Below are 15,988 nucleotides of genomic sequence, written 5' to 3'. Positions count from 1 at the left end.
TTCATGTTTGATTTGAATGCCACACTTGGATACGCACCACCTCTGGACGTGAACAACCTCACCAAGGAGCAAACGGCGATCTCTATTGAAGGATTGAACCTTTACTATCAGCAGAAGAAAGCGCTGAGTGATATCACCATGACGATCCCTAAAGGTCAGGTGACGGCTTTCATTGGCCCTTCTGGCTGCGGAAAGTCGACTCTGCTTCGTTGTATCAATCGAATGAATGACCTAGTCGAAGGGTGTCGTGTTGAGGGAAAGGTGCGTTTGCACGGCAAGAATATCTACCACCCAAAAGTAGACGTGCCTACCTTGCGTCGACGTGTCGGTATGGTATTCCAAAGGCCTAATCCATTCCCTAAGTCTATCTATGAAAATGTGGTTTATGGCTTGCGTCTCCAGGGGAGTAAAGAGAGTCGTTTCTTAGATGATGCGGTTGAGCGTTCTTTACGTGCAGCTGCATTATGGGATGAGGTCAAAGACCGGTTGCATGAAAATGCTTTTGGTCTGTCGGGTGGTCAACAGCAGCGCCTCGTCATTGCACGTGCAATTGCGATTGAACCAGAGGTACTTTTGCTTGATGAGCCTACCTCTGCTCTTGATCCTATCTCGACGCTGACGATTGAAGAGCTAATCAATGATCTTAAGAGTAAATATAGTGTGGTGTTGGTAACACACAACATGCAACAGGCTGCGAGGGTAAGTGACCATACTGCCTTTATTCATATGGGGCAGCTCGTGGAATACAGTGATACAGATTCAATATTTACTTCTCCAGTCCACAAGAAGACAGAAGATTATATAACAGGCCGCTATGGCTAATAGTATAATGACAGGGTATTAAGCGGTTAAGGATAAGTAATCATGCAGTTTGGTCGCCACATTTCGGGGCAGTTTAATGTAGAGCTAGAAGCAATCAGAACTCATGTGTTAACCATGGGAGGGCTGGTGGAGCAGCAATTGTCATTCGCAATGCAGGCTTTGCACAAAGATGATATCGATTTAGCTCGCAAAGTGGTAAAAGATGACCATAAGGTAAATGCGATGGAGGTCTCCATCGATGAAGCTTGTACCCGTATTATTGCCAAACGCCAACCTACAGCCAAAGACCTTCGCCTTATCATGGCGATCATCAAGACGATTACAGACCTTGAACGAATTGGCGATGTTGCAACTAAAATAGCGGAAGTGACGATAGAAAACCCGTCGACCAAAGAACGTCATTTCCACGTGTCTCTTGAACCACTATGCCGTCAAGCGATTGATATGCTGCATCAAGTACTGGATGCATTTGCTCGAATGGATGTTGAATCTGCAGCTCGCGTTTATAAGCTCGATGATAAGATCGATGCCGAATATGAAGCAGTAATTCGCCAGCTTATGACGTACATGATGGAAGACCCGAAAAACATCCCAAGTATTTTGCAAGTGATGTGGTCAGCCCGAGCGATTGAGCGAGTCGGTGATCGCTGCCAGAACATTTGTGAGTACATTATCTACTTTGTTAAAGGCAAAGATGTACGCCACTTAGGTGAGCAGAGCATTGACGATTTATTGAGAACTCATAAATAAACACAAACAGAGCCAGCAATGATGCTGGCTCTGTTTTTATATTCAGTAGAGCAATTAGAAGCGGTAACCGACAGTCCAAGAGAAGGTGTCGTAATCAGCACCGTCGTAGCTTGCAAATTCGAAACGCATATCAGTATAAACATGGCGACCGAACTCGGCACGACCACCAATACCAACGATGATGCTGGTATCGTTAAATGATACCGTTTCTTTATCTCCAGCGAATATTAGTGAGATATCTTCGCTGTGACGTGCTAAGCCAATTAAACCATAAGGCTTGATAGAAAAACCATCTAGGTCGAACTTGTAACCGATATCAGCATCGACTTGAAACTTAGAACCATCGATATCAGCTTTTAAACCATCTACTGTTTCATCGTCACTATTGGTTGCATACGCGACGTTGATGCCCACGATGTGGTTGAACTCATAACCATACTCAAGCTTGATGCCATTTCCCCAGTCTACCGTGCTGTCTGATAACCAATCAGCTACCTGGGTTTTGCTATAGCCAATACCTACACGGTGTTGGCTATCAAAATTGTTTGCAAGAGCAGGAACAGAAAGGAGTGAAGCTGAAATTAGGGTAGTAAGTGCAATTTTCATATTAGTCTCTATTTAGTGGTAACTTTAACTGCACGATCCTTCGTACTTCAGTGTCCGTTTGATAGAGCTAATATTAAACAGTGTCCTTTTATTAGGCTAAGTAGTATTTTGTATATGGGAAATAAGTATTACTTATTAACCTGTTCGATAAGTGCGTCTTTGATAACTTCATACAGCCAAATTAATAGCGGGTTGTTTCTATTCTTTGTATGGATATGGCTGTATACAGAAACAAACTTGTGTTTATCTTCTACATCGACTTCGATGGCTCTTAAACTTGGATAGTTTTGTATGGGGAATAGGTTAGAGTGAGGCATGTACATATCAGAGTTTAGGATGACATCAATAACGGCCATCAGTATTTCGGAGCGAAACCCAACTTGGTGTGGCACGGAGTGCTCAGACAACACCTGAGACGCTTGACTAAAGTTGTCATTCCAGCCTGGTGATATCAGCGATGCGATATCGTAGCCTGCAAGTTCACTAGGTTTGACGATGGATTGGCTAAGGGGGTGTCCCTTTCTAACAAATAGGCGCCCAGTAATATCAACAAGCTTTTTAACGTAGAGTTCTTTTGAGGCGTTGGGCAATTGGTAACCCACACCGAGTAGAACATGGTCTCTTTGGATATCCTCAGCAGAGAATGTGCTCCAGTTGGTTAACTCTAATTGGCAATTCGGTGCTTGCTGTTTGATGTTTTTGTACAGTGCACCAGATAGACAAGCCATGACGACAGGTGATAAGGCGATCCGAATTGGAAAATCAATTTCTTTAGGGTCGAATTCACTGGATAAGTTGACTGCTGTCATTAAACCATCCAAGTGCGGAGTTATTTTAGTAGCAAGCTGTTCACAAAAGTAGGTAGGCTGTAATCCACCATGCACTTTAACAAATAGATCGTCGTTGAAGTGGTGTCGCAGCTTTTGTAATGCCTGACTCACAGCGGGTTGAGATACAAATAATCGCTCTGCTGCCTTTCTGGTATTTTGCTCTTGGTATACAACCAAAAAGGTGCGCAATAGGTTTAAATCAAGAGAGCTGAATAGATCCTTAGCCATAACATTCCATGAGTCGCTATATTGAAACTACTAATATACTAGAGTTCATTGTTATTGCGATAGGGTGGAATCACCAACTCTGGCTGGTTAACTACTTAAAAGAGAAAGTACCGTTGATAGAAAAAGTGACGTCGGAGTTAGTCAATCCGTAATAAGAGCCATTTGGGTCAAAAATACTGACTTTGGCATATGGAAAGAACTTATAAAATGACTTCATCGAGCCTACAGATAACTCCCAGACATTTGCGCGTCCTTGATTAAAGTCTTTCATATCGGATTTATCGATAGCCATGTAGTGCTCGTATTTAGATGAGAGATAAACATGCTCGAAGTAATATGAGTAACCCACATAAGCGGAATAACGATCAACATCATCGACGGTCAATCCAGTAAAGCCATTACGAACATGTTCCCCTGTGATCCCAAGGTTGATTGCGCTTTGTGTAAAGTAACGAGTGGCTCCCAGGTCTAATTGGTGGCTAGAGGTTTTAACACCATCAATGCCAAGCTCATGCATTAACCAGTCATCATAAAGGCCATATTCATAGTATGCGCTTAATCGCCAGCGTTGATTTACGTCATAGCGATAGCCTACACCAACCCCAAGCCAATCATCGGTATCAGCCCCAACAAACAGGTAGCTGTTATCGAATAACGAGGCGTAAAGCCCTAACTCAAAGAAATCTTTTTCTACAGAGACAGTGACGTCGGCAAGACTAGCTGAACTGATTGAACTAAGCAGGAGTGTGAGTGGGAGTCTTTTCATGGGAATTCTTATTATGCCCTGAGCCAAAATGGGCTCAGGGCGTTGGGTATTAACCGTTTAGGCGTGAGCGGATTGCATCACGTACTTTATTGCGGTCGATAGAGTTGATTGCAGGGCTTACTTCTGGATCTGCTTCACCACCCCAAGTAGGCATATCTTCGATACTAGGACGATCTGGCGTATCTACAGGACCGCTCCAGTCAGGCGTATCTCCAGGAAGTGGGCGGTCTGGAGTATCTTCCGGCAATGGACGATCTGGCGTATCTACAGGACCGCTCCAGTCAGGCGTATCTCCAGGAAGTGGGCGGTCTGGAGTATCTTCCGGCAATGGACGGTCCGGCGTATCTACAGGACCACTCCAGTCAGGTGTATCTCCAGGGAGTGGGCGGTCTGGAGTATCTTCCGGCAATGGACGGTCCGGCGTATCTACAGGACCACTCCAGTCAGGTGTATCTCCAGGGAGTGGGCGGTCTGGAGTGTCTTCCGGCAATGGACGATCCGGAGTATTGTCTGGCATAGGGCGATCTACCGGTGGAGTCACTAATCCAAAACCAGGATCGACAGGTTCAGGGCGAGCTGGGCTATCATCTGCAACTAGTCCCCAATCTGGAGTATCACCATAATCAGGAGAAGTACCACCATTCGAACCACTGCCGCCGTTTGAAGAAGAACAGCCTGCAAGTGCAAAAGAACCAGTTACGACAAGCGCGAGTAATGTTTTTTTCATTATCTTATTACCTAAAAATTGTCTAAATGAAATCTCATAGAAATTGAAGTGCTAATCCATTAGCGAGAAGACAAAGACTTAGGTTTAAAATCCACTACCGATATCTTGTCTTATCTACCCGTCTTCCCTGACAGGTAGCTAAGTGCGGAAGTGATAATGAAAGGTTTACGTAATAGCTTCTAATTATTTGAAATTATTAAGGCAATAAGATTTTCTTATCAAGATTGTTGGCGTTCTTGTTCTACAACATATTGAATCTGTTGGTGAAGCCAGGTGATCAATGCATGGTTTCTATGCTTGGTGTGGTAGTAACAATAGAGGTCTTGTTTATAAACGTGACCATTGATATTGGGTGTTAACGCTTTCAAATTTGGGAATCGGTGCAGTGGAAATAGGTCTGAATGGGGCATGAAAAAGTCAGTGTGTTCGATAACATCAACCACTGCCATTACAAATTGGGAGCGAAATCCAACGGTTGGGTTTGCACCGTCTCTTTTCATCATCTCAGCTGCAATAGTGACATGATCATTCCAACCAGGGGAGTGTATCGACGCAATCGGATACGGCTCCATATCCTTTGAGGTAACTGGTGAATGAGTGATTGGATGACCTGCTCGAACAATCAATTTGCCTTCGATTTGTGAAACATGATGCGCGTATATCCCTTGTGGGGCATCAGTGTCGAGTGTCAACCCAATGAGAACTTCTCCTTTTTGTAAATCATCAAAGGTATCTTTAGACCAACCCAACAACTCTATGGTGCAGTTTGGTGCGATTTTATTTAGATGCTGAAAAAGTGCACCGGATAAACACGTTAAAACAACAGGAGCAACGGCAATTCTTAGACTTTGCTGTAAAGTTTCAGGATCGAACTCTTCTCGTTTATTAAGTGCATTCGCTAGTCCATCTAGATACGGAGTCAGGTCGTTGACCAGCTGTTTAGCAAATGGGGTTGCCTCTAGCCCCTTGGGTGCTTTAACAAATAGCTCGTCATCAAAGTGATTACGTAGTTTCTGCAAAGCTTGGCTGATTGCTGGCTGTGAGACGAATAAGCGCTGGGAAGCTTTACGCATGTTTTTCTCTTGAGATAAGACCAATAAAGTACGTAACAAGTTGAGGTCTAAACTAAAGAACAGATCTCGATTCATGAGAGAAGAGAGCCCTTAGGTTGTGAAATTGATTTTGTATTGGTGCTAATTATAAGATAACACTTTGGAAACAAGGGCTTGTAGCGTATTGCTGTCCGTTAATGGAATGATAAAGTCATCAAATGATTCATTGCCCATTTTGGCATCAATTGATTGAACTTTCATTCTACTAGGGCGGGAGCCTTTCGCAGATAAATGTACTTCTCTAATCCCGGCTTGTTCAATTATCATTTGTACATTGCTGGCGTTTAAGCCGGCTCCAGCCATGATAGAAAAACGACCATTTGCCAAATCAACCATCTTTGCGAGTGTCTCTTTACCTAGAGTCACGTTCGATGCGAGGCCTGATGTTAAGACTCGATCACAGCCAAGCTCAGCTATATCGTCAATGGCTTGTTCTAAGTTTACGCTTTGGTCTATGGCGCGGTGAAACGTGACGCCAAGACCAAAAGATTGTGCTCGTGTCATTAATTGTTTAGCGACCGACTTATCAATAGCCCCACTTTCTGTAAGCACACCAAACACAACGCCTTGCAGGCCAGCTTCAGCTGCAGCCTCTATATCCATAAGCATGGCGTCAACATCATCTTGATCATAAAGAAAGTCAGCCTGACGAGGGCGAATCATCGCATAAACAGGAATAGGCGAGATCTGCGCGGCTTTTTTCATGAACCCAAAGCTGGGGGTTAACCCTCCAAGCGCGAGAGAAGAGCAAAGTTCAATGCGTGTTGCTCCACCGGCGATAGCGTTATGAAGAGATTCTAGGTTATCGATACAAACTTCGATATGGAATTGCATGAGAAAGCTCCTGAGTTTTTTCTGAGCGTAAGTGTATCTTAGCTCGCGCTAGCAATTGAGGTAGAAATGTAAGAGTTTGCTTTCCTCAAATAGGAACTTGTAAGTAAGTGAGACAAATGCAGGTTAAAAAATGCAAAAAGCCCGAAGCAGTGCTTCGGGCTTTGATTCTTTGACTTCACTTTTAACTGATTGGCGCTGCGTTTTTACGCTATTGCTTTATATGTGCTTTCTTTTTGAAAGCTCCAACCGTTCACCTATTGAGCTTAGGTGTTAAAAGGGCAATTACTTGCTTAGGTCGTCTGCGTGCTCAGATAGGAATGCAGCTACGCCAGTTGGAGTTGCGTCCATACCTGATTTGCCTTCTTCCCACTGTGCTGGACAAACTTCACCGTTCTTCTCGTGGAAGTTTAGTGCGTCAACCATGCGCAGCATTTCGTCGATGTTACGGCCTAGTGGTAGGTCGTTAACTACTTGGTGACGAACAAGACCAGTGTCATCGATTAGGAAAGATGCACGGAAAGCAACACCAGCTTCTGGGTGTTCGATACCGTATGCTTGACAGATTTCGTGCTTCACGTCAGCAACTAGAGGGTACTTCACTTCACCGATACCACCGTCTGCGATAGCAGTGTTACGCCATGCGTTGTGAGAGAATTGAGAATCGATAGAAACACCGATTACTTCAACGCCTTTCGCTTGGAAGTCAGCTAGACGGTTGTCAAAAGCGATAAGCTCTGAAGGACAAACGAATGTGAAGTCTAGTGGGTAGAAGAATACTACTGCTTTTTTGCCTTTAGTGAACTCAGCAAAGTTGAAGTTTTCAACGATCTCACCGTTACCTAGAACTGCAGCTGAAGTGAAATCTGGTGCTTGGCGACCTACTAGTACCATTGTGTTGCTCCTAAAATTCTTTAATTAGTTTAAGCCAGAAACTTAGGTTCTGACTTAGTCCGTTTTCGTTCGACACAAACTATAGTACAGAAATGAGGTGTGAAAAAAGCGAAATAAATAGATTAATTCAATCGAAAAAAGCGATAATAAACGTATCTATTTTTTCGATTAATCGATTCTAACTGAATGGTTAATTGTACGATAAGTATTTGAGTCCCTGTATGAACAAATGGCCCAGTTTAAAACAGCTGCATTACCTTGTGATGCTGCACGAAACCCGTCACTTTGGTGATGCAGCAGAGCGTTGCTTTGTCAGCCAGTCGACCCTAAGTAAAGGTATTCAAAACCTTGAAGAGCTTATTGGCTGCCCTCTCTATGAAAAGAAGGACAAGAAGAGCCCGCTTGTGTTCACCCATGCTGGTGAGATGGTCGTCAAGCAAGGGCGTGAATTGCTTGCCAAAGGTCAAGATCTGGTTGAGCTTGGGCAGCTGTGCCAAGGTGGTGCGATGCAGGGGCCACTTAAAGTAGGCTGTATTCCCACGATCGCTCCATTTCTTTTGATCGACCTTGTTCAAGAGGTAAATCAAAAGTTCCCGCAACTAAACCTTCTATTAAGAGAAGATACAACCACTAATCTGATGGCCGCTCTCCGTCACGGTGAGTTGGATGTCCTTATATTAGCGTTGCCTGTTGATATCGGTGAAATGGATAGCCGAGTTGTAGGGCAAGATGCGTTTCGCATGGTGATTAGCCGCAACCAAGCTAACGCAATTCGAGTGCCTATTAAATATGATGACCTTCCGGATGAGTCTGTTTTCCTTCTTGAGAATGAACACTGCTTAACTGAGCACGCGGTTTCAGCGTGTAAATTGACAGATAAAGAAAAAATTAATCCATTTACCGCGACAAGCCTTCATACTTTAGTCCAAATGGTGGCGAATGGTTTGGGTACCACCTTTATTCCTCAAATGGCGATTGAGCATGGTCTACTCGACAACCAGAACCTAGTGGTGGTCGACCCTCCAGGTCAGCAAGCTTATCGTGATATCGGGTTAGTGTGGCGTCCAAGCTCTTCTCGTAGCGAAACCTTTAATCAATTAGCGGATGTGGTTTCTGAGCTTTTGTAGCTAGTTAAATATTCTGTGTTTTAACTATTTTAAAACCGTTGTCAGAATTTAATTCCGACAGTGGTTTTTTTATTGTGAAATTTTACAGCTCTTATGGGAGTGAATTTCATAAGCTTGTGAAATTTCACAGTGTCAATTTTACAATCCGTACTCTGTTATTGCTCACTAAGTGTCTGTTCTCAAGGGGGTAACGTTCTTAACTCTTCGTTTTTTGCAAAAAACAGAGAAACCAATCTTGTAATTTAATTACGTAATAACTTTCAATAACTGTTCTATCTCTCTGATTTTATGATCTGTCGAATTTAACTCTAATTGTAACTTAGTACTTTTACTCTAAGTTGTTTAAAGCTAGATTTAATAGGGCGTTAAGACTTATGTCTAGGTATGGAATTATTGAATAACTCTGACAGAAGCGTAACGTAGAAGTCGAAGGTGTTATCCATTTCATGGTATCACTTGAAATTTAATGTTGGATTTTAGTTACAGATGAAAGATTTTAAGGAAGAGTCTATGTTTGCATCCGCTACCCCAGAAAAGAGTCACTCAATAGAGAATCAAAACCGCCTTGTGATCAACGGTGTAGTGAATGCACAGCATGAGGAGGTTCTCTCTTACGAAGCCCAAGCCTTTCTGAGTTCGCTTTGTGAGCGCTTTGCATCACAAGTGGATGAGTTACTGGAACAACGAGAAGTTCGACAACAAAAAATCGATGATGGCGAGTTACCGGATTTCTTAACGGAAACCCAAGATATTCGGGAAGGAAGCTGGAAGATCTTAGGGATTCCGAATGATCTGCAAGATCGCCGAGTTGAAATTACCGGTCCAACCGACAGAAAGATGGTGATCAATGCCCTGAATGCAAATGTAAAGGTATTCATGGCTGACTTTGAAGATTCGATGTCACCTGCGTGGGGCAAGGTACTGGATGGTCAGATAAACCTTCGCGATGCTGTTAATCAAACGATTGATTACACCAATCCAACTAATGGAAAACACTATCAGCTCAAAGAAGATCCTGCAGTAATGATTTGCCGTGTGAGAGGACTTCACTTAAAAGAAAAACATGTCCTTTTATCAGGAATGCCTATTCCGGGAGCGCTATTTGATTTCGCTATTTACTTCTTTAATAACTACAAAAATTTACTAAAGAAAGGTAGTGGCCCATATTTCTACATCCCTAAGCTTCAAGATCACCAAGAAGCACAATGGTGGAGCGAAGTTTTTCACTTCACAGAAGATTACTTTGGCTTGGATACCGGTGTCATCAAGGCGACGGTACTGATTGAAACCTTGCCTGCAGTATTCCAAATGGACGAGATCTTGTTTGCCCTTAAAGAACATATTGTTGGTTTGAATTGTGGTCGATGGGATTACATCTTCAGCTACATTAAAACCCTAAAAAATTATCCAGAGCGTGTGCTGCCTGATCGCCAAGTAGTGACTATGGATAAACCATTTTTGAATGCCTACTCACGACTATTAGTGCGTACCTGTCATCGCCGTGGAGCGTTTGCTATGGGGGGGATGGCTGCCTTTATCCCGGCAAAAGACCCGGCAGAAAACCAGTTGGTTCTAGACAAAATTAATAACGATAAGTCGCTAGAAGCCAACAATGGTCACGATGGTACTTGGGTAGCGCACCCTGGATTAGCAGATACTGCAATGGCTGTATTTGATAACACTTTAGGTAGTCGAACCAACCAACTCGACGTTATCCGTGAGCAAGATGAAGCGATTACTGCAGAGCAGTTATTGATGCCTTGTGAAGGTGAAAGAACTGAAGTAGGGATGCGCCATAACATTCGCGTGGCATTGCAATACATTGAGGCGTGGATTTCAGGCAATGGTTGTGTGCCTATCTATGGCTTGATGGAAGACGCGGCCACTGCGGAAATCTCTCGCGCCTCCATTTGGCAATGGATCAAACATGGTAAGTCACTAGATAACGGTAAGACGGTTACTAAAGCACTGTTTGAGCAATACCTTAATGAAGAAATACAAGTGGTGAAACAAGAGCTCGGTGCAGAGCGATTTGAACTGGGGAGATTTGAGCAAGCCTCAGAGCTGATGAAGCAGATAACCACCAGTGATGAGTTAGAGAACTTTTTAACTCTGCCGGGCTACGAACTGCTCGACTAAATGAATCTTAAATGAGGCAGGAAAAACCTGCCCGTAACAGCAATATCCAATAACGTGAAACTGAATTTCTACCAACAGAGCCGAGAAGTACTGGAAGGAAATCGATAATAACTGGGTTCGCCCAAAGTAAGAGGGAATTACTATGACTTTAACTCGCCGCCAACAAATCGAAGCTTTAGAAAAAGACTGGGCAACGAATCCTCGCTGGAAAAACGTAAAACGAACTTACACAGCAGAAGAAGTAGTAGAACTTCGAGGCTCTATGGTACCTGCAAATACTATTGCTCAACGTGGTGCTGACAAACTATGGTCGCTAGTCAATGGAGATGCGAAAAAAGGCTATGTGAACTGCTTAGGTGCACTAACCGGTGGTCAAGCGGTTCAGCAAGCGAAGGCAGGCATTGAAGCGATTTATCTTTCAGGTTGGCAGGTAGCAGCGGATAATAATACGGCTTCTACCATGTACCCAGACCAATCTCTCTACCCAGTAGACTCAGTTCCGTCGGTAGTAAAACGTATCAACAACTCGTTTCGTCGTGCAGATCAAATTCAATGGGCTGGTGGTAAAACACCGGAAGATGAAGGTGGTATTGATTACTTCCTACCCATCGTAGCCGATGCTGAGGCAGGATTTGGTGGCGTACTCAATGCTTATGAGCTGATGAAGTCGATGATTGAAGCTGGCGCTGCTGGTGTTCACTTTGAGGATCAGCTTGCTTCTGTTAAGAAGTGTGGTCACATGGGCGGTAAAGTGCTTGTGCCAACCCAAGAAGCGGTACAGAAATTGGTGGCAGCGCGATTAGCTGCTGACGTAGCAGGGACGACTACTTTGGTAATTGCACGTACCGATGCCAATGCGGCTGACTTGTTGACATCAGATTGTGACCCATACGATCGCGACTTCATTGAAGGTGAGCGAACAGCAGAAGGTTTCTATAAAGTTCGTGCCGGCATCGACCAAGCGATCTCTCGTGGCCTAGCTTATGCACCTTATGCTGACCTCGTATGGTGTGAAACCGCAAAACCCGATTTAGAAGAAGCGCGTAAATTTGCTGAAGCGATTCTGGCAGAGCATCCAGATCAGCTGCTGGCTTACAACTGTTCACCTTCATTCAACTGGGAGAAAAATCTAGACGCTGAAACAATTGCTAAGTTCCAACAAGAGCTTTCTAATATGGGCTACAAGTATCAGTTCATTACGCTAGCGGGCATTCACAATATGTGGTTTAACATGTTTGAACTAGCACACGCATATGCGCAAGGTGAAGGCATGCGTCACTATGTTGAGAAGGTTCAACGTCCAGAGTTTGAAGCGGCAGAGAAGGGCTATACATTTGTAGCTCACCAGCAAGAGGTGGGTACCGGTTACTTCGATAAGATGACCAATACTATTCAAGGTGGCAACTCCTCGGTGACAGCATTAACCGGGTCGACGGAAGAAGACCAATTCTAACGCCCTAAAATCTTATCTGAAAACTACTAAAAAACGCGCTTCAGTTGAGGCGCGTTTTTACTTTTATTCTTAGGTGGTCAATGAGAGTCTAAACTACCTCTTCGGGTTCGGTCTCTTCTTGGAGCTCAAGCAGGTTAATCGCTATAGAGACAAAATCACTGTCTGTAATAATACCAACGAGTTGACCATCATCTACCACAGGCAAACATCCCACTTTGTGCTTTTGCATATAGATAGCACTTTCTTTCAATCCCGCCTTTGGTTGTACGGTCATAATGCTGGTATGCATGACTTTATTAATTGGGGTGGAGAGGGTAAAGGATTGGTTTTCTGGAATTTTTTGTAAGCTAGATTCTTGTGCGGCTAATACATCTCTTTGGGTCACGATCCCTAAAAGTTGTCTATCAGCATCGACAATGGGAATATGGCGAATGTCCAGAGCCTCCATGGTGTGCTTAGCATCGGCAAGAGAATGTGAACGCAATAAGGTGTGTGGGTTGTGCGTCATCATGTCTTCGACCTTGATCATAGGGCCTCCTACTTTATCTGGAATATAACCTTAATATAGTCAGATTCTCACAACATAAATGAGAGCTATATCGGGATTTTGCTAACCCGAACGAGGTAGAAAAGTCAGAGGTTTATAAAAGGTTTAATCATGCATAACTTTGATGAATTTATTGAGGGAAAGGCCGACAATTCTTGCTATTCGCAGGCTGAAGAATATACTAGCGCACTGCAAAAAATTTCGTTGCTCAATCATATTCCATCAGTAGGTAAACCATCGCTATGCAAGTATCCGATTTTAACTTCGAACTACCTGATGAGCTTATCGCTCGCTACCCAATGCCAGAGCGTACAGCGAGTCGCCTTCTACACCTAAATGGTGAGACGGGGTCGCTAACGGATAATACTTTTACTGACGTATTGAGTTTGATTGAGCCAGGAGACTTATTGGTCTTCAACAATACTCGAGTTATTCCTGCGCGTATCTTTGGTCGTAAAGAATCTGGCGGTAAACTAGAGGTACTGGTGGAACGCATGATCGACGAGAAGAGTATCATGGCTCATGTTCGTTGTTCTAAATCACCAAAACCAGGCACGACGCTTTTCCTGGGTGAAAATGACGAATTTAAAGCGACTATGGTTACCCGTCACGATGCGCTATTTGAGATCCACTTTGAATCGGATAACTCAGTACTGCAGATCCTGGAGCAGGTAGGCCACATGCCACTACCGCCGTACATTGACCGCCCTGATGAAGACGCGGATAAAGAGCGCTACCAAACTGTATATAACGCAAAGCCGGGTGCTGTTGCGGCTCCGACTGCTGGCCTGCACTTCGATGAGCCGTTACTGGAGAAAATTAAAGCTAAAGGCGCAGACCTTGCTTACGTAACACTCCACGTTGGTGCTGGTACGTTTATGCCAGTCAAAGTGGACAGCATTCTTGAGCACCACATGCACTCGGAATACGTCGAAGTGCCGCAAGAAGTGGTTGATGCCATTGCGGCAACTAAAGCACGTGGTGGTCGAGTGATCGCAGTCGGTACAACATCGGTTCGCTCATTGGAAAGTGCTGCGCAAGATGCATTAAGAAAGGGCACTGAATTGGTTCCATTCTTTGGTGACACCGAAATTTTCATCTACCCAGGTTATGAATTCCAACTGGTTGACGCTTTGGTAACAAACTTCCACCTACCAGAGTCTACACTGATCATGCTAGTGAGTGCGTTCGCTGGTTATGACAATACGATGAATGCTTATAAGCACGCTGTAGAGAACAAGTACCGCTTCTTCTCTTATGGTGATTCAATGTTCATCAACAAAAAAACAGATTAGCTTCATCTTACGCTATTCAATGTCATCCTCGAGCGCGAGCCGACGAGTTCATCGGGGATCTTTAGCGATAGAGATATGAAAGATTAGATTCCCTATCTCGTTCGTTCCTCACTGTAGGGGATGACGAACTGAAGGGAAGTTGGAAATAAAATAGAATTTACGAGTGCTAGCAGTAAGCTAGGAAGCAAAATGGATTGGCCATTTTGCGTCTCGCAAGGATGAGCGACCACTCCTCAATAGAAACGTCAGACTGTTTCTCTGACAATTGGAGGCTTCGTGAGATTAAAGTACGAACTTAAGAAAACAAATGGTAACGCCCGTCGTGGTCAACTTCAGTTTGAGCGTGGCACGGTAGAAACACCTGCATTCATGCCAGTGGGTACCTACGGTACTGTTAAAGGTATGACGCCAGAAGAAGTGGCTGATACCGGTGCAGAAATTCTACTAGGTAATACCTTCCACCTTTGGTTGCGCCCTGGCCAAGAGATCATGAAGATGCACGGTGACCTGCATGACTTCATGAACTGGAAAGGCCCAATCCTAACCGATTCAGGTGGTTTCCAAGTATTCAGCCTGGGTGCAATGCGTAAGATCACCGAAGAAGGTGTTCATTTCCGCAACCCAGTAAACGGTGACAAGATTTTCATGGACGCAGAAAAGTCGATGGAAATCCAAAAAGACCTAGGGTCTGATATTGTGATGATCTTCGATGAGTGTACGCCTTACCCAGCGACTCACGACGAAGCGAAGATATCGATGGAGATGTCTCTACGTTGGGCTCAACGTTCTCGTGACCACTTCGATAAGCAAGAAAACCCGAACTCACTGTTTGGCATCGTTCAAGGTAGCGTATACGAAGACCTGCGTGATGTGTCAGTTAAAGGTCTGACTGATATCGGTTTTGACGGCTATGCAGTCGGTGGTTTAGCAGTAGGCGAGCCAAAAGAAGACATGCACCGTATCCTTGAGCACACATGTCCACAGCTTCCGGAAGACAAACCTCGTTACTTAATGGGTGTTGGCAAACCAGAGGATTTAGTAGAAGGTGTACGCCGTGGTATCGACATGTTCGACTGTGTAATGCCAACGCGTAATGCACGTAATGGCCACCTGTTTGTGACCGAAGGTGTGATCAAGATCCGTAATGCGAAACATAAAACGGATACAACGCCACTAGATTCGAACTGTGACTGTTACACTTGTAAGAATTACAGCAAGTCATACTTGCACCACCTAGACCGTTGTAACGAGATCCTAGGTGCTCGACTCAATACCATTCACAACCTGCGTTTCTACCAGCGTGTAATGGCAGACATTCGACAGTCGATTGATGAAGATCGCTTCGAAGAGTTTGTTGAAGAGTTCTACGCAAGAATGGGACGTGAAGTTCCACCACTGAACAAAGAAACTTCAGAGTCTTAAAGTTTGATGCGCCACCCACTTTTATGAGCCCGTGCTCTTGAAAACTGGGTGGCGCAGCCCAATTTATTGAACATTAAACAAAAAATATAGAGGACGTTCTCAATGAGTTTTTTCATTTCTCAAGCTCACGCAGCAGCTGAAGGTGCACCAGCAGGTGGCGGTTTCGAGATGCTAATCATGCTAGGTATGTTTGCGGTTATTTTCTACTTCATGATTTACCGCCCGCAAGCAAAACGTGTTAAAGAGCACAAAAACCTAATGGCTTCAATGGGCAAGGGTGATGAAGTTCTAACTAGCGGTGGTCTAGTTGGTAAAATCACTAAGATTGCTGAAGACAACGACTACGTTTCAATCGAACTGAATGCAAACAACGAAGTTGTAATCAAGAAAGACTTCGTGACTGCAGTGCTACCTAAAGGTACGCTGAAATCTCTATAAC

The 15,988-nt window shown here is 44.1% G+C and carries 16 protein-coding genes; 8 read left to right on the top strand and 8 right to left on the bottom strand.

The window, feature by feature from the left end; translation table 11 throughout:
* Window positions 1–3: 3 nt before the first annotated feature.
* Complete coding sequence (gene pstB / locus DPF91_RS15460; RefSeq protein WP_117235332.1) at window positions 4–822, top strand: phosphate ABC transporter ATP-binding protein PstB; 819 nt, start codon at window positions 4–6, stop codon at window positions 820–822.
* Window positions 823–864: 42 nt separating this feature from the next.
* On the top strand, window positions 865–1,572 hold the full coding sequence (gene phoU / locus DPF91_RS15455; protein WP_117235331.1) for a phosphate signaling complex protein PhoU: 708 nt from the start codon (window positions 865–867) through the stop codon (window positions 1,570–1,572).
* 54 nt (window positions 1,573–1,626) lie between these two features.
* On the opposite strand, the gene DPF91_RS15450 is transcribed toward phoU, so the two are convergent.
* From DPF91_RS15450 to DPF91_RS15420, 7 genes are all read right to left on the bottom strand, one after another.
* Window positions 1,627–2,178: a porin family protein gene (locus DPF91_RS15450; RefSeq protein ID WP_117235330.1), complete on the bottom strand. Its 552-nt coding sequence runs from the start codon at window positions 2,176–2,178 to the stop codon at window positions 1,627–1,629.
* 128 nt (window positions 2,179–2,306) lie between these two features.
* Window positions 2,307–3,236 carry a LysR family transcriptional regulator gene (locus DPF91_RS15445; RefSeq protein WP_117235329.1) on the bottom strand — a complete coding sequence of 310 codons (930 nt, stop codon included), beginning with the start codon at window positions 3,234–3,236 and terminating at the stop codon, window positions 2,307–2,309.
* Window positions 3,237–3,327: 91 nt separating this feature from the next.
* The gene (locus DPF91_RS15440; protein WP_117235328.1) at window positions 3,328–4,002 is read right to left on the bottom strand and encodes a hypothetical protein; all 675 of its coding nucleotides are present in this window, start codon (window positions 4,000–4,002) and stop codon (window positions 3,328–3,330) included.
* Between the two features lie 49 nt (window positions 4,003–4,051).
* Window positions 4,052–4,729, bottom strand: coding sequence for a hypothetical protein (locus DPF91_RS15435; protein WP_117235327.1), 678 nt, complete (start codon window positions 4,727–4,729; stop codon window positions 4,052–4,054).
* 218 nt (window positions 4,730–4,947) lie between these two features.
* Entirely contained in the window at window positions 4,948–5,877 is a 930-nt protein-coding gene (locus DPF91_RS15430) for a LysR family transcriptional regulator (protein WP_117235326.1), read from the bottom strand.
* Window positions 5,878–5,922: 45 nt separating this feature from the next.
* Complete coding sequence (locus tag DPF91_RS15425) at window positions 5,923–6,675, bottom strand: copper homeostasis protein CutC (RefSeq protein ID WP_117235325.1); 753 nt, start codon at window positions 6,673–6,675, stop codon at window positions 5,923–5,925.
* A 282-nt stretch (window positions 6,676–6,957) separates the two neighbouring features.
* Complete coding sequence (locus tag DPF91_RS15420; protein WP_117235324.1) at window positions 6,958–7,566, bottom strand: peroxiredoxin C; 609 nt, start codon at window positions 7,564–7,566, stop codon at window positions 6,958–6,960.
* 221 nt (window positions 7,567–7,787) lie between these two features.
* Here DPF91_RS15420 and DPF91_RS15415 point away from each other — a divergent pair, with 221 nt between their 5' ends.
* The 3 genes from DPF91_RS15415 (at window position 7,788) to aceA (ending at window position 12,285) form a co-directional block, all read left to right on the top strand.
* Entirely contained in the window at window positions 7,788–8,693 is a 906-nt protein-coding gene (locus DPF91_RS15415) for a hydrogen peroxide-inducible genes activator (protein WP_117235323.1), read from the top strand.
* Between the two features lie 510 nt (window positions 8,694–9,203).
* Window positions 9,204–10,832 (top strand): malate synthase A, encoded by a 1,629-nt coding sequence (aceB, locus tag DPF91_RS15410; protein WP_117235322.1) that lies wholly within the window; start codon window positions 9,204–9,206, stop codon window positions 10,830–10,832.
* A 142-nt stretch (window positions 10,833–10,974) separates the two neighbouring features.
* Window positions 10,975–12,285: an isocitrate lyase gene (aceA, locus tag DPF91_RS15405; protein WP_117235321.1), complete on the top strand. Its 1,311-nt coding sequence runs from the start codon at window positions 10,975–10,977 to the stop codon at window positions 12,283–12,285.
* An 88-nt stretch (window positions 12,286–12,373) separates the two neighbouring features.
* Here the strand turns inward: aceA and DPF91_RS15400 are convergent, their stop codons facing one another.
* Window positions 12,374–12,814: a CBS domain-containing protein gene (locus tag DPF91_RS15400; RefSeq protein ID WP_117235320.1), complete on the bottom strand. Its 441-nt coding sequence runs from the start codon at window positions 12,812–12,814 to the stop codon at window positions 12,374–12,376.
* A 260-nt stretch (window positions 12,815–13,074) separates the two neighbouring features.
* On the opposite strand from DPF91_RS15400, the gene queA reads away from it, so the two are divergent.
* The 3 genes from queA to yajC all read left to right on the top strand — a co-directional run bounded on the left by queA (window position 13,075) and on the right by yajC (window position 15,987).
* Window positions 13,075–14,127, top strand: coding sequence for a tRNA preQ1(34) S-adenosylmethionine ribosyltransferase-isomerase QueA (gene queA, locus DPF91_RS15395; RefSeq protein WP_117235319.1), 1,053 nt, complete (start codon window positions 13,075–13,077; stop codon window positions 14,125–14,127).
* A 276-nt stretch (window positions 14,128–14,403) separates the two neighbouring features.
* Window positions 14,404–15,549: a tRNA guanosine(34) transglycosylase Tgt gene (gene tgt / locus DPF91_RS15390; protein ID WP_117235318.1), complete on the top strand. Its 1,146-nt coding sequence runs from the start codon at window positions 14,404–14,406 to the stop codon at window positions 15,547–15,549.
* 102 nt (window positions 15,550–15,651) lie between these two features.
* On the top strand, window positions 15,652–15,987 hold the full coding sequence (yajC, locus tag DPF91_RS15385; protein ID WP_117235317.1) for a preprotein translocase subunit YajC: 336 nt from the start codon (window positions 15,652–15,654) through the stop codon (window positions 15,985–15,987).
* Window position 15,988: the final 1 nt, after the last annotated feature.

The sequence above is a fragment of the Vibrio maerlii genome (genome assembly GCF_003415655.1).
Taxonomy (GTDB): Bacteria; Pseudomonadota; Gammaproteobacteria; order Enterobacterales; family Vibrionaceae; genus Vibrio; species Vibrio maerlii.
Note: the sequence above shows the minus strand (reverse complement) of the source record. Positions and strands in the feature narration are given on the sequence as shown.

What these genes read in the sequence shown, in the direction of transcription:
- pstB (WP_117235332.1), top strand. Translation starts at nt 4, where the DNA reads ATGTTTGATTTGAATGCCACACTTGGATACGCACCACCTCTGGACGTG.
- phoU (WP_117235331.1), top strand. Translation starts at nt 865, where the DNA reads ATGCAGTTTGGTCGCCACATTTCGGGGCAGTTTAATGTAGAGCTAGAA.
- DPF91_RS15450 (WP_117235330.1), bottom strand. Translation starts at nt 2,178, where the DNA reads ATGAAAATTGCACTTACTACCCTAATTTCAGCTTCACTCCTTTCTGTT.
- DPF91_RS15445 (WP_117235329.1), bottom strand. Translation starts at nt 3,236, where the DNA reads ATGGCTAAGGATCTATTCAGCTCTCTTGATTTAAACCTATTGCGCACC.
- DPF91_RS15440 (WP_117235328.1), bottom strand. Translation starts at nt 4,002, where the DNA reads ATGAAAAGACTCCCACTCACACTCCTGCTTAGTTCAATCAGTTCAGCT.
- DPF91_RS15435 (WP_117235327.1), bottom strand. Translation starts at nt 4,729, where the DNA reads ATGAAAAAAACATTACTCGCGCTTGTCGTAACTGGTTCTTTTGCACTT.
- DPF91_RS15430 (WP_117235326.1), bottom strand. Translation starts at nt 5,877, where the DNA reads ATGAATCGAGATCTGTTCTTTAGTTTAGACCTCAACTTGTTACGTACT.
- DPF91_RS15425 (WP_117235325.1), bottom strand. Translation starts at nt 6,675, where the DNA reads ATGCAATTCCATATCGAAGTTTGTATCGATAACCTAGAATCTCTTCAT.
- DPF91_RS15420 (WP_117235324.1), bottom strand. Translation starts at nt 7,566, where the DNA reads ATGGTACTAGTAGGTCGCCAAGCACCAGATTTCACTTCAGCTGCAGTT.
- DPF91_RS15415 (WP_117235323.1), top strand. Translation starts at nt 7,788, where the DNA reads ATGAACAAATGGCCCAGTTTAAAACAGCTGCATTACCTTGTGATGCTG.
- aceB (WP_117235322.1), top strand. Translation starts at nt 9,204, where the DNA reads ATGTTTGCATCCGCTACCCCAGAAAAGAGTCACTCAATAGAGAATCAA.
- aceA (WP_117235321.1), top strand. Translation starts at nt 10,975, where the DNA reads ATGACTTTAACTCGCCGCCAACAAATCGAAGCTTTAGAAAAAGACTGG.
- DPF91_RS15400 (WP_117235320.1), bottom strand. Translation starts at nt 12,814, where the DNA reads ATGATCAAGGTCGAAGACATGATGACGCACAACCCACACACCTTATTG.
- queA (WP_117235319.1), top strand. Translation starts at nt 13,075, where the DNA reads ATGCAAGTATCCGATTTTAACTTCGAACTACCTGATGAGCTTATCGCT.
- yajC (WP_117235317.1), top strand. Translation starts at nt 15,652, where the DNA reads ATGAGTTTTTTCATTTCTCAAGCTCACGCAGCAGCTGAAGGTGCACCA.